Here is a 12,390-nt window from a genome sequence, read left to right as displayed (position 1 = left end):
GAGGCACAGGCCCGGACCCGCTACCTGATGCCGCTGGGCGGCGAGGGCCTGGGCATCCTTGCGGAATTCCTGCGCTCGGGGCCCGCCGGCTGGGCGCGCGGCGCTGACCGCCGAGGCGCAGGGCGTCAAGGGCCGTCTGCGCATGCTGGCGCTGCTGGCCATGGGCGCGCGGCTGAAGCGTATCGCCCGCCAGCAGGGCTGGAACCATGTCCATGTCCACAGCTGCGCCGACAGCGCCAATATCGCCATGTTCGCGGAACGCCTGGGCGGGCCCGGCTACAGCCTGACCCTGCACGGGCCGACGCTGGAGGGCTACGGGCCGAACCAGCGGCAGAAATGGCGCCATGCGCGCTTCGCCACCATCATCTCGCAATTGCTGACGCGGGTGGCCGAGCGCGAGATCGGCACCGACCGCCCCGCCGTCATCAATGTCGCGCCGATGGGCGTGGACCTCGACCAGATCCGACGCCGGACGCCCTGGCAGCCTCCTGCCCCCGGCGAGGCGCTGCGCATTTTCAGCTGCGGCCGGCTGAACGCGGTCAAGGGCCACGACCACCTGATCGAGACCGTCGCCCTGCTGCGCGCCCAGGGCATCGACGCCCGGCTGGAAATCGCCGGCGAGGACGAGCAGGGCGGCTCGGGCCATCACCGCCAGCTCGACGCGCTGATCGCCGGGAAGGGCCTCGGCGATGCGGTCACGCTTTTGGGCGCGATCAGCGAGGATCGGGTGCGCGAGGGGCTGGAGCGCGCGCATGTCTTTGCGCTGGCCAGCCTGAACGAGGGCATCTCGGTCGCGATCATGGAGGCGATGGCGATGGAGATGCCGGTGGTCGTCACCGATGTCGGCGGCAATCACGAGCTGATCACCTCGGGCCGCGACGCGATCCTGGTGCCGCCCGAACGCCCCGAGATCATGGCCGAGGAGATCGCCCGGCTGCACGCCGATCCCGCGGAAGCGCGGCGGCTGGCGCAGGCGTCCCGCGCCCGCGTCGCCGCCGATTTCCACCACCGCCGCAGCGCCCAGGCCCTGGCCGACGGCCTCGCGCGCACCCTGCCCGGCGCGGGCGCGGCGCTGGCCCGCGCCTGACACCCAGAACAAGACCCAGAGGCAAGCATGTTCCAGAATTACGACAGCCATTCCGACCCCGCCGCACATCCGCCCCGGCTGGCCGCGCTGCGCCGCGAACTGGCGGCGCGCGGGCTCGACGGCTTCCTGGTGCCGCGCGCCGATGCGCATCAGGGCGAATATGTCGCGGCGCGCGACGCACGGCTGGCCTGGCTGACCGGCTTCACCGGCAGCGCCGGTTTCTGCATCGTCACCCCCGACCGCGCCGGGGTGTTCATCGACGGCCGCTATCGCGTGCAGGTCAAGGCCGAGGTCGACCCCGCGCATTTCACCCCGGTGCCCTGGCCGGAAACCAGGCCCGCCGACTGGCTGCGCGAGGCGCTGCCCGAGGGCGGGCGCATCGGCTACGACCCCTGGCTGCACACGCGGCGCGAGATCCGCGAGATGGAAAAGGGCCTGGCCGGTTCGGGCATCGCCCTGATCGCGCTCGACACGAACCCGGTCGATGCGATCTGGCCCGACCAGCCCGAGGCGCCGGTGGGCGCGGTGCGGCTCTGGCCCGACGCGATCGCCGGCGAGACCGCGGCCGAGAAGCGCGCCCGCATCGCCCAGGCGCTGCGCGAGGCCGGGCAGCAGGCGGCGGTGCTGACGCTGCCCGATTCGGTCTCGTGGCTTCTGAACATCCGCGGGGCGGACGTGCCGAAGAACCCGGTGGTGCAATGCTTCGCCATCATCGAGGAGAACGGCCATGTCGCCGTCTTCACCAACCCGGCCAAGTTCGGCGCGGAGGTGCGGGCGGCGCTTGGCAACGCGGTCTCGGTGCTGCCGCTCGATGCGCTGACCCCGGCGCTGACCAACCTTGCCGGCCCGGTGCGGGTCGATCCGGCCAGCGCGCCCGACCGGGTCTTCGCGCTGATCGAAAGCATGAAGACCCCCATTGCCGAGGGCCCGGACCCGGTGATCCTGCCGAAAGCCTGCAAGAACCCGGCCGAGATCGCCGGCATGCGCGCCGCGCATCTGCAGGACGGCGCGGCGGTGGCGGAACTCTTGTGCTGGCTCGACGCCCGCGCCGCGCATCTGGACGCCGAGCCGCTGACCGAGATCGACGTGGCGCAAAGGCTTGAGGAATTGCGCGTGGCGCGCGGCATCCTCGACATCAGCTTCGACACGATCGCAGCCACAGGCCCGCATGCCGCGATCCCGCATTACCATGTCGACCGGCAAAGCAACCTGCGCATCCTGCCCGGCCATGTGCTGCTGGTCGATTCCGGCGGGCAATATGCCAACGGCACCACCGACATCACCCGCACCCTGCCGATGGGCCCAGCCGATCCGGCGGCGCGGCGGCCCTATACCCGCGTGCTTCAGGGCATGATCGCCATCTCGCAGGTGCAGTTCCCCAAGGGCGTCGCCGGCTGCCATATCGACGCGCTGGCCCGTGCACCGCTCTGGTCCGAGGGCATGGATTACGACCACGGCACCGGCCATGGCGTCGGCGCCGGCCTGTCCGTGCATGAAGGGCCGGTCCGGATCTCGCGCATCTCGGAGATTCCTCTGCAGCCCGGCATGATCCTGTCGAACGAGCCGGGCTATTACCGCGAGGGCGCCTTCGGCATCCGCATCGAGAACCTGATCGTGGTCGAGAAGCGCGAAAGCCCGGATGGCCGCGAGATGCTGGGCTTCGAGACCCTGACCTTTGCCCCGATCGACCGTCGCCTCATCGAGCCCGGACTGCTCGCCCCGGCCGAGATCGCCTGGCTCGACGCCTATCACGCGCAGGTCTGGGAGAAGATCTCGCCCCTGGTCGAGGGCGAGGTGCGCGACTGGCTCCATCGCGCGACCCGGCCGCTGGACGGCAGGGCCTGAAGACCGGCGCTATCACCGTTTCCCAAATACTCATCCGAACGGCGCAACCAGCAAGGCGCGACCCGGTGGGACATCCCGGCGCGCCTTCTCTGTTCCCCAAATACCCCGGCAACCGCGCCCCTGGGCGCCGTAGCATGGGTATTTGGAAAACGGAAAGAGCGGCAATCTCAGCCGTGCGGGTGACGGCGGCGCCAGGCCAGCGAGCTGAGGAAGGCCATGCCGATGAAACAGGCGCCCAGAAGGCCGGTGACTACTTCGGGGATCGGCCGCAGGGTCTGGACGAACATCAGGATGGACAGCACGAAGATCGACCAGAAGGCACCATGTTCGAGATAGCGGAAGGCGGCGAGCGTGCCGCGTTCGACCAGCATCACCGTCATCGAGCGCACATACATCGCACCGATGCCAAGCCCGATGGCGATCAGGAACAGGTTCTGGGTCAGCGCGAAGGCGCCGATCACCCCGTCGAAGCTGAAAGAGGCGTCCAGCACCTCGAGATAGAGGAAGGCGCCGAAACCGCCGCGCGCCATGTCGACCGGCTGCGGCCCGCCGCCCCAGCGGTCCAGAACATGGCCCAGCATGTCCACCAGCAGATAGGTGATCACCCCCCAGATCGCGGCGATGATGAAGGCATGCTCCTTTTCCGCCGGCAGCTGGCCGACGATCACCAGCATGCAGACCAGCACGAAGCCGACCTCCATGCCGCGGATCTCGCCCAGCTTGCGCAGCGCGGCCTCGACGCCCTTGATCCAGTCCACGTCCTTGGCCTCGTCGAAGAAATAGTTCAGCGCCACCAGCATCAGGAACGAGCCGCCAAAGGCCGCGATGGGCAGATGCGCCTCGTGGATGATGCGGGAATATTCCTGCGGCTGGGTGGCGGCCAGACGAATGGCCTCCCATGGTGCGAGATGGGCGGCGATGACCACCACCAGCAGCGGAAAGATCACCCGCATGCCGAAGACCGCGATCAGGATGCCCCAGGTCAGGAAGCGGCGCTGCCATTTCGGCACCATCTGCTTGAGCTTGTTGGCATTGACGATCGCATTGTCGAAGCTGAGCGAGATTTCCAGCACCGCCAGGATGCCGGCGATCAGGAAGAATGCGAAGGCCCCCGAGCCGGTGCCGTGATATTCCCAGCCAAGGAAGGCGGCCAGCGCCAGGCCCGCACCGGTGACGACGAAGGGCCAGGTCATGTAGCTCAGGGTGGATCTCATCGGGTTCCCCGTCATGCGGCTCGTGCCTTTCGGTCTTAGGCCCTGCCGGAAGGACGGGCAAGGCGGACGGGTGCAGGGCAGCCTTGCAGACAGGCGAACCCGGGACCGCGCGCCGCTCAGCCGCGCACCAGCACCGCCAGGTCGGCGACATTGGTGCCGGTCGCGCCCGTCACCACCAGCGCATCGCCCGCCGCCAGCGCCGGGGTCGAATCGTTCCTTGCCAGCGCCGTGGCGGGATCGATGCCGCCCGCCCGGATCGCCGCCGGCGTGGCGGGGCCGACCAGCCCGCCCGCGGCCTCGCCGGGCCCGTCGCGCCCGTCGCTGCCGACCGCGGCAAAGGCCCAGTCGAAATCCACCGGCTGCGCCTCGGCCAGCAGCGCCAGGCGCAGCGCCAGTTCCTGGTTGCGCCCGCCCATGCCATCGCCGACCAGTTTCACCGTGGTCTCGCCGCCGAAGGCCAGCGCCTGGCCGGGCCGCAACCCCGGTGCCAAGGCCCAGATCGCCTGCGCGCAATCCTGCACGTCGCCCGAAAGCGGGATCGGCGCGGGATCGGCCCCGGCCGCGACCATGGCCGCGACGGAAAGCGCGTTCGAGCCGACGAGGATGTTCCTGGCCTGCGGCAGGGCGCCGCGGTCCTCGGGGCGCTTGAGCGCCGCGCGGGCCGCCTCGGGCATATGCTCCCAGATGCCCAGCGCACGCGCCAGATCGGCCGCCTGCGCCCGCGTGCCGACCGGCGCCACCGTCGGTCCCGAGGCGATGACCCGCAGGTCGTCCCCCGGCACATCCGACAGGATCAGCGCCGTCAGCGGCGCCCGCGACAGCCGCAGCCAGCCGCCGCCCTTGAGCCGCGACAGGCCCTGCCGGATCAGGTTCACCTGTGCAATATCCGCACCCGAGGCCAGCAAAAGCCGGTTCACCGCCTGCTTGTCGGCCAGCGCCATGCCCTCGGCCGGCGCCGGCAGCATGGCCGAGCCGCCGCCCGAGATCAGCGCCAGCACCCGGTCCTGCGGCCCCGCAGAGGCAAGCCTGGCGATCACCGCCTCGGCCGCCGCCGCGCCATTGGCGTCGGGCTGCGGATGGCCGGCGCGCATGACCCGCGCCCCGGCCAGCGCCGCGTCATTGCCGGCATTGGTCACTACCAGCGCCTCGGCCCCCGGCAGCGCCTCCAGCGCCGCCGCGGCCATGGCGCGGGCGGCCTTGCCGACGGCGATCACCAGCCAGCGCCCGCCCGGCCCCGGCGGATCGGCCAGCACCTCGGCCATGCCGCGCGCCACCGCGGCAGCAGGATCGGCGGCGGCGATGCCCGCGCGGATCAGCGCCATGGCGCGGTCGCCGGGCGCCATCAGTTCACCCGGTCGGGCAGCGCCTGCCCCTCGGCAAAGGCGACCAGGTTGTTCATCGCCCGCATGGCCATGGCGGTGCGCACCTCCTCGGCCGCGGTGCCCAGATGCGGCAGCAGGGTCACGTTCTCCATGGCGCAAAGCGCGGGCGAGACACGGGGCTCGAACTCGTAGACATCCAGCCCCGCCCCGGCGATCCGGCCCTGCGCCAGCGCCTCGACCAGCGCCGCCTCCTCGACCACGTCGCCGCGGGCGATGTTGATCAGGTAGGAGCGCGGCCCCAGCCGCTCCAGCTCATGCGCGCCGATCATGTGCCGGGTCTCGGCCCCGCCGGGCACGGCGATGACGGCGAAATCCGACTGCGCCAGCAGATCGTCCAGGCTGGCCACCTGCCGGGCCGGGAAATCCAGCGACGAGACCACCGAGCGGTTGTGAAAGATCACGTCCATGCCGAAGCCGAAATGGCAGCGCCGGGCGATGGCCTTGCCGATGCGCCCCATGCCGATGATGCCGACGGTGCAGCCGGTGACATGGCGGCCCAGCAGTTGCGTCGGCTGCCAGCCGGTCCAGGCGCCGCGGCGCAGCAGCCGCTCGCCCTCGCCCGCCCGGCGCGCGGTCATCAGGATCAGGGTCAGGGCGATGTCGGCAGTGGCCTCGGTCACGGCGTCGGGGGTGTTGGTCACGGCGACGCCGGCCGCCGCCGCCGCCGCCACGTCGATATGGTTGTAGCCGGCCCCGAAATTCGCCAGCAGGCGGCAGCGCGGCCGGCCCTGAAAGGCCTCGGCCGTGAAGCGGTCGCCCAGCGTCGGCAGGATCGCGTCGTAATCGGCCAGCGCCCGCGCCGCCTCGTCGACGCTGAGCCCGTCCTGACGATCCAGGATCTCGGTCTCGAACCGGGTCGACAGCGCATGTTCCGCCGCCTGTGTCATGCGGCGCGTCACCAGAAGCTTCATCAATACATCCTCCCCCCGACCGGCACCTCGCGCTCGGGACCGATCAGCACCACCTCGCCATCTTCGTCCGGCAGGCCCAGCACCAGAACCTCGGACATGAAGGGGCCGATCTGGCGCGGCGGGAAATTCACCACCGCCAGCACCTGCCGGCCGACCAGCCCGTCCGGCGCGTAATGCCGGGTGATCTGGGCCGAGCTTTTCCGCTCGCCGATCTCGGGTCCGAAATCCAGCCACAGCTTGAAGGCCGGGCGCCGCGCCTCGGGGAAAGGCTCGGCACGGGTGATGCGGCCGACGCGGATCTCGACCTTCTCGAAATCCGCCCAGGCGATCGGCTCGCTCATTTCCCCAGCTCCCGCCCCCGCGCGGCGGCGGCGGCTATGGTGCGGCGCATCAGCGGCGGCAGGCCGGCCTTGGGGTCCATCAGCTCCTTCAGACCGGCCGCCGTGGTGCCGCCGGGCGAGGTCACGGCCTCGCGCAGCCTGGCCGGATCCGCGTCCTCATGCACGGCCAGCGCGCCGGCCCCGGCCACGGTGGCCCGCGCCAGGTCCAGCGCCAGCGCGGCGGAAAGCCCCTCGGCCTCGCCGGCCGCCGCCATGGCCTCGATCATGTGAAAGACATAGGCCGGACCCGAACCAGAAAGCGCCGTCACCGCATCCATCTGGTCCTCGCCCTCCAGCCGCACGACGCGGCCGACGGCGGAAAGCAGCGCCTCGGCCAGCGCCATCTCGGCCTCACCGGCCCTGGCATTGCCGATGACGGCGGTGATGCCCTGGCCGATGGCCGCCGGCGTGTTCGGCATGGCGCGCACGATGGGCGCGGCCGGAAACGCCGCCTCATAGGCCGCCAGCGTCACCCCTGCCGCGACCGAGATGACCAGCGTCCCCGCCCCGACCGAAAGCCGCGGCAGCACATCCGCCATCATCTGCGGCTTGACGGCAATTACCAGCACGGCGGGCGCCGCGGGCAGCTTTCCGTTTACCGAAATACCCAGATCCGACAGTTCCGCCCGCGGATTGGGGTCCACCACATGCACCGCCCGCGCCGCCAGCCCGTTCTTCAGCCAGCCGTCCAGCAGCGCGCCGCCCATGCGGCCGCAGCCGACCAGCACCAGCCCGCGCGCATTCAGATCCGAAAAATCCATGTCCTGCCCCCTGATCTTGTCCGCGCTGCCGCGGAAATTTCAGGCGCGACCGTAGGCCTCGGACAGGGCGATGTCCATGGCGGCATCCGGCGTCGCATCGCCCCAGCAGGCCAACTGGAAACAGGGATAGAACCGCTCGCAGGCCAGGATGGCATTGCCGATCATCTGGTCGATCTGCGAGGGCGCAGCGATGGCATCGCCCGCAAGCACCAGCCCGTAGCGCCAGACCATCAGCTTCTGCGGGCCCCAGAAGGTGAAGCCGCCGTCCCAGACCTGATCGTTGGCCAGGTTCAGGACTTCGTAGAGCGCCGGCAGCTTCTCGGCCGGCGGATCCATGTCGAAGGTGCAGATCAGCCGCAGCACCTCCTCGCGCGGCGACCAGGCCAGCGTGATGGAATAGGTGCGCCATTGGCCCTCGACCGCCATGGCGATCTGGTCCTCGGCCAGGCGGTCGAAATCCCATTCGTGATGCGCCGCGACGGTTTCCACGATGTCGATGGGATGGATGTCATCGCTATGGATGAAGTCCAGCTGTGCCATATCCTGTCCCCCTGCCTGTCTGAGAGCGGGGCAAGGTCAAAACCCCAACCCTTGGTGGCCCAGACTACACCCGGCGTAGTATCCGGGATGTGCCTACAACATATCGTGTGCCGGTTCCACGAGGGTGTAAAGCGAAAATTCCGTTACCGGATCACGACGGCCAGCCTCCGCCGCTTGACCGCCGGCCTTCATGCAGGTTCAACGGCGGCCAAGGAGGAACCTGCCCATGCGCGACCACGGCGGCGACATCGACAAGGCGGCCAGCCGCTTCGGCCGGGCGGACTGGATCGACCTGTCCACGGGAATCAACCGCCGGCCCTGGCCTGTCGGGCCGCTTTCGCCCCACGCCCTGACCGCGCTGCCGACGCGGGCCGATGCCGCCCGGCTCTGCGCCGCGGCCGCGGCCCGATTCGGCTGCCCGCAGGACCAGGTGCTGCCGCTGGCCGGCGCCTCGGCGGCGATCCAGCTTTTGCCGCAGGTGCTGGCGGGCCGGCGCGCGGCGGTGCTGTCCCCGACCTATAACGAACACGCCGCCAGCCTGCGCGCCGCCGGCTGGGAGGTGGCAGAGCCCACCGACCCGGCCGCGCTGGAGGGCGCCGACCTGGCGGTGATCGTGAACCCGAACAACCCGGACGGGCGCGAGTTCCCGCCCGCACAGATCGCCGCCATCGCCGCCACGGTCGGGCATCTGGTCGTCGACGAGAGCTTCGCCGATCCGCGCCCCGACCTGTCGGCGGCGGGCGCGCGGCCCGATAACGTGACGGCGCTACGCAGCTTTGGCAAGTTCTGGGGCTTGGCCGGGCTGCGGCTGGGCTTCGCCATCGCCGCCCCTGATCTGCTGGCGCGCCTTGCCGAGCGCACCGGCCCCTGGTCGGTCAGCGGCCCGGCGCTGGAGATCGGCGCGCAGGCGCTGGCCGACGCGCAATGGATCGACGACACCGTGGTCTGGCTGTCCGAGGCGGCGCTGCATCTCGACCAGATCGTCACCCCGCATTGGCCGCTGGTGGGCGGCACGCATCTGTTCCGACTCTACGATACGCCCGACGCGCAGGCCGCGCATGAGCGGCTGGCCCGCGCCGGCATCTGGAGCCGCATCTTTCCCTGGCATCCGCGCTGGATTCGCCTGGGCATTCCCGGCAATCGCGCGGAATTCGACCGCGTGGCGGGCGCCTTTACCGCACCCGGTTGACATGGCCCATCTTGCGGCCCGGGCGCGCCTCGCCCTTGCCGTAAAGATGGACCTGGCAGCGCGGCTGCTTCAGCAGCTCGGGCAGGCGCAGCACGTCGTCGCCGATCAGGTTCTCCATCTCGACATCGGCGTAACGCTGGCCGTCGCCCAGCGGCAGGCCGGCCACGGCGCGGATATGCTGCTCGAACTGGTCCACGGCGCAGCCGGCCTGCGTCCAGTGGCCGGAATTATGCACGCGCGGCGCGATCTCGTTCACCACCAGCCCGTCCGCGGTCACGAACAGCTCGACCCCCATGACGCCGATATAGTCCAGCGCGTTGACGATGCGCGCCGCGATCAGCACCGCATCGGTCAGCAGGCTGGCCGGCAGGCCGCAGGGCACGGTGGTGGTGCGCAGGATGCCCTCGCGATGCACGTTCAGGCCCGGATCATAGGCCGCGACCTGCCCGTCCGCGCCGCGCGCCACAATGACGCTGATCTCGGCCGAGAATTCCACGAACCCTTCCAGCACCGAGGGGGCGCCGGTCCAGTCCCGCTGCCCGGCATCGGAAAAACGGATCTGCCCCTTGCCGTCATAGCCCAGCCGCCGGGTCTTGAGGATCGCGGGCGCGCCCAGCGTCGCCAGCGCCTCGGGCAGGTCGGATTCGGTTTCGACATTGCGATAGGGCGCGGTGCGCAAGCCGATGCCGGCCAGGAAATCCTTTTCGCTCAGCCGGTCCTGCGAGATCGCCAGGGCATGGCGGTTCGGCCGGATCGGGCGGATCGATTCCAGCAGGTCCAGCGCCGCCGTCGGCACGTTCTCGAATTCATAGGTGATGACATCGACCGATTCGGCAAAGGCGCGCAGCGCCGCCTGGTCCTCATAGGGCGCGGTGGTCAGCCGATGCGCCACATCGCCCGCCGGCGCGGCGCCCGGCTCATAGACATGGCAGCGATAGCCCAGCCGGCTGGCCGCGACCGAGAGCATGCGGCCCAGCTGTCCGCCGCCCAGGATGCCGATGGTGGCGCCGGGTTCCAGTTCACTCATCCTTGGGCTCCTCGGGGATGGAATCGCTGAGCGCCTGGCGCCAGGCCTCCAGCCGCGCCGCCAGTCCGGGGTCCGAGATCGCCAGGATCCCCGCCGCCATCAGCCCGGCATTGGCGGCACCCGCCGCGCCGATGGCCATGGTGGCGACCGGGTAGCCCCTGGGCATCTGCAAGATGGAATAAAGCGAATCGACGCCAGACAGCGCCCTGGTCTGCACCGGCACGCCGATCACCGGCACCCGGGTCTTGCTGGCCATCATGCCCGGCAGATGCGCGGCCCCGCCGGCGCCGGCGATGATCACCTTCAGCCCGCGCGCCACCGCCGTCTTGCCATAGTCCCACAGCCGGTCCGGCGTGCGATGGGCGGAAACGATCCGGGCCTCGTAGCCGATGCCCAATTCGTCCAGGATGGCGGCGGCCTCGCGCATGGTCGGCCAGTCGGACTGGCTGCCCATGATGATTCCGACGGGTTTTTCGGCGGCTTTTTCCATGGCTCGACCCCCTTTTGCGCCCCGCCCTACAGCGCCGGGCGGGATCATGCAATCAGGCGATGATGTCGGGGGTCAGCTCGTCCTCGAGCCGGGCGATGCGGTCCTTCAGCGCCAGCTTCTGCTTTTTCAGCCGTTGCAGGGTCAGCGAATGGGTCAGGCTCTGGCTCGACAGCGCGGCGATCGCCTCGTCCAGATCCCGATGTTCGCGCCGCAGCACCTCCAGCTTGGCGCGGGCGATCTCTTCATGGGACATCTCGTGCTGGGCGTTCATCTCGGGCCTCGGGCTGGATCGCCTTGGTTATAGCGCGGCCTCCGGGCGTTGTTAATGGTTTTGCGGGAACGCGTTAACGCAAGGCAGCCGGTGTGGAAAACGCTTGCCACGAAGCGGCTTTCGGCCCGAAACTTGCATCCGAACCCATGCAGGAGCAGCCGATGCCCCGCACCGCCCCTCTCAGGCCCTGCGCCCTTGCGCTTGCCCTGCTGTTGCCGCCTGGCCCCGCATCTGCGCAGGCCGGGGGCGAGCAAATGCAGCTTTGCGTCAACCAGTGCCTGTATCACTTCGGTCCCGCCTCGAACCCGCGCTATCACGCCTGCGTGGCCGAGCAATGCGAGGGGGCGGCGCCCGGCCGAAAGCCCGCCCAGCCGCCGCGACAGGGCGCGGGCTGGAGCAACGGCGCCGCAGATGGCGGCAGGACGCATTACGCCCGCGTGCAATCCGGACGGCTGGCGCTGAGCTACATGTGCCAGCGCGGCCGCGAGGGGCTGGTCGCCGTCGAGGGCATGGCCGGATCGCCCGGCTCGCTGGTGCTGCGCATCGACGGCCGGCGGGTGGCCCAGCCCTTTGCCGCCAGCGGCGGCATGCGCGCGGCGCAGGCGGCGCGCGGCTCGGCGCTGCTGGCGGGGCTGCTGGGCGGCAGCGGGGTCGAGCTTGCGGATGATCGCGGCCGGGGCAGCCTGCCGCTGGCCGGCTCGGGCCGGGCGATCCGGGCCGCGATGGCCGCCTGCGGCCTGCGGCCCTGAGATCGCGCCGCCGCGATGCGGCAAGCCCTTGTTTCCGGCGGCATCCATCCACATATTGGTCTTGCCGGATCGCCGTTCCGGGGTCCGGCCGACAGTCGCTTTGATGCAAAGGGCTTGGGAATGACCAAGATCAGTCTGGCCGCTCATCCGTTCCTGCTGGGGTTCGACCAGTTGGAACGCCTGGCCGAAAGGGCCGCCAAGGGCGCCGAGGGCTATCCGCCCTACAACATCGAACACCAGGGGCCCAACGGCTTTCGCATCACGCTGGCCGTGGCCGGTTTTTCCGAGGACGACCTGTCGATCACGCTGGAGGACCGTCAGCTGGTGGTTCGCGGCCGCCAGGCCGAGGCCGAGGAAGGCCGCGTCTTCCTGCACCGCGGCATCGCGTCCCGCGCCTTCCAGCGCAGCTTCGTGCTGGCGGACGGGGTCGAGGTGGTGTCGGCGGGACTGGAAAACGGGCTTCTGAACATCGACCTGCGCCGCTCGGTGCCTGACAGCATCGTGCAGACCATACCGATCAGCCGCAAGTGAAAGGGGATCGCAA

14 protein-coding genes are annotated in these 12,390 nt (G+C 70.3%); 5 read left to right on the top strand and 9 right to left on the bottom strand.

Annotated features, from left to right (window positions below):
• The first annotated feature begins 142 nt into the window (after positions 1-142).
• Positions 143-1,087 (top strand): exopolysaccharide biosynthesis GT4 family glycosyltransferase EpsE, encoded by a 945-nt coding sequence (gene epsE, locus ESD82_RS13125; RefSeq protein WP_244314574.1) that lies wholly within the window; start codon positions 143-145, stop codon positions 1,085-1,087.
• Between the two features lie 27 nt (positions 1,088-1,114).
• Entirely contained in the window at positions 1,115-2,932 is a 1,818-nt protein-coding gene (locus ESD82_RS13120) for an aminopeptidase P family protein (protein WP_147428162.1), read from the top strand.
• A 167-nt stretch (positions 2,933-3,099) separates the two neighbouring features.
• Here ESD82_RS13120 and ESD82_RS13115 read toward each other — a convergent pair whose 3' ends face one another.
• From ESD82_RS13115 to ESD82_RS13090, 6 genes are all read right to left on the bottom strand, one after another.
• A complete protein-coding gene (locus tag ESD82_RS13115; RefSeq protein ID WP_024843118.1) occupies positions 3,100-4,161 on the bottom strand; it encodes a DUF475 domain-containing protein in 1,062 nt (353 codons plus the stop codon).
• Positions 4,162-4,262: 101 nt separating this feature from the next.
• On the bottom strand, positions 4,263-5,489 hold the full coding sequence (locus ESD82_RS13110; RefSeq protein ID WP_147428163.1) for a glycerate kinase type-2 family protein: 1,227 nt from the start codon (positions 5,487-5,489) through the stop codon (positions 4,263-4,265).
• The gene (locus tag ESD82_RS13105) at positions 5,489-6,439 is read right to left on the bottom strand and encodes a 2-hydroxyacid dehydrogenase (RefSeq protein WP_024843120.1); all 951 of its coding nucleotides are present in this window, start codon (positions 6,437-6,439) and stop codon (positions 5,489-5,491) included. Before ESD82_RS13105 ends, ESD82_RS13110 begins: the two co-directional genes overlap by 1 nt.
• Positions 6,439-6,780 (bottom strand): tRNA-binding protein, encoded by a 342-nt coding sequence (locus ESD82_RS13100; protein WP_024843121.1) that lies wholly within the window; start codon positions 6,778-6,780, stop codon positions 6,439-6,441. The genes ESD82_RS13105 and ESD82_RS13100 overlap by 1 nt, the downstream gene beginning before the upstream one ends.
• Positions 6,777-7,580 carry a pyrroline-5-carboxylate reductase gene (proC, locus tag ESD82_RS13095; protein WP_024843122.1) on the bottom strand — a complete coding sequence of 268 codons (804 nt, stop codon included), beginning with the start codon at positions 7,578-7,580 and terminating at the stop codon, positions 6,777-6,779. Before proC ends, ESD82_RS13100 begins: the two co-directional genes overlap by 4 nt.
• A 39-nt stretch (positions 7,581-7,619) precedes the next feature.
• Complete coding sequence (locus ESD82_RS13090) at positions 7,620-8,120, bottom strand: type III secretion system chaperone family protein (protein ID WP_024843123.1); 501 nt, start codon at positions 8,118-8,120, stop codon at positions 7,620-7,622.
• A gap of 226 nt (positions 8,121-8,346) precedes the next feature.
• Here ESD82_RS13090 and cobD point away from each other — a divergent pair, with 226 nt between their 5' ends.
• On the top strand, positions 8,347-9,309 hold the full coding sequence (gene cobD, locus ESD82_RS13085) for a threonine-phosphate decarboxylase CobD (protein ID WP_147428164.1): 963 nt from the start codon (positions 8,347-8,349) through the stop codon (positions 9,307-9,309).
• Here cobD and ESD82_RS13080 read toward each other — a convergent pair.
• The 3 genes from ESD82_RS13080 to ESD82_RS13070 are packed head-to-tail and all read right to left on the bottom strand — an operon-like array spanning position 9,293 to position 11,097.
• The gene (locus tag ESD82_RS13080) at positions 9,293-10,336 is read right to left on the bottom strand and encodes a 5-(carboxyamino)imidazole ribonucleotide synthase (protein WP_024843125.1); all 1,044 of its coding nucleotides are present in this window, start codon (positions 10,334-10,336) and stop codon (positions 9,293-9,295) included. The genes cobD and ESD82_RS13080 overlap by 17 nt on opposite strands.
• Positions 10,329-10,826 (bottom strand): 5-(carboxyamino)imidazole ribonucleotide mutase, encoded by a 498-nt coding sequence (gene purE / locus ESD82_RS13075; protein ID WP_024843126.1) that lies wholly within the window; start codon positions 10,824-10,826, stop codon positions 10,329-10,331. The genes ESD82_RS13080 and purE overlap by 8 nt, the downstream gene beginning before the upstream one ends.
• A 52-nt stretch (positions 10,827-10,878) precedes the next feature.
• On the bottom strand, positions 10,879-11,097 hold the full coding sequence (locus ESD82_RS13070; protein WP_024843127.1) for a YdcH family protein: 219 nt from the start codon (positions 11,095-11,097) through the stop codon (positions 10,879-10,881).
• A 161-nt stretch (positions 11,098-11,258) separates the two neighbouring features.
• Here ESD82_RS13070 and ESD82_RS13065 point away from each other — a divergent pair, with 161 nt between their 5' ends.
• Positions 11,259-11,846 carry a hypothetical protein gene (locus ESD82_RS13065; RefSeq protein WP_147428165.1) on the top strand — a complete coding sequence of 196 codons (588 nt, stop codon included), beginning with the start codon at positions 11,259-11,261 and terminating at the stop codon, positions 11,844-11,846.
• A gap of 120 nt (positions 11,847-11,966) precedes the next feature.
• Entirely contained in the window at positions 11,967-12,377 is a 411-nt protein-coding gene (locus ESD82_RS13060; RefSeq protein WP_024843129.1) for an Hsp20 family protein, read from the top strand.
• Positions 12,378-12,390: the final 13 nt, after the last annotated feature.

The sequence above is a fragment of the Paracoccus pantotrophus genome (assembly GCF_008824185.1).
GTDB lineage: Bacteria > Pseudomonadota > Alphaproteobacteria > Rhodobacterales > Rhodobacteraceae > Paracoccus > Paracoccus pantotrophus.
The sequence above is the reverse complement of the archived record's forward strand: the minus strand, read 5'-3'. Positions and strand labels throughout refer to the sequence as shown.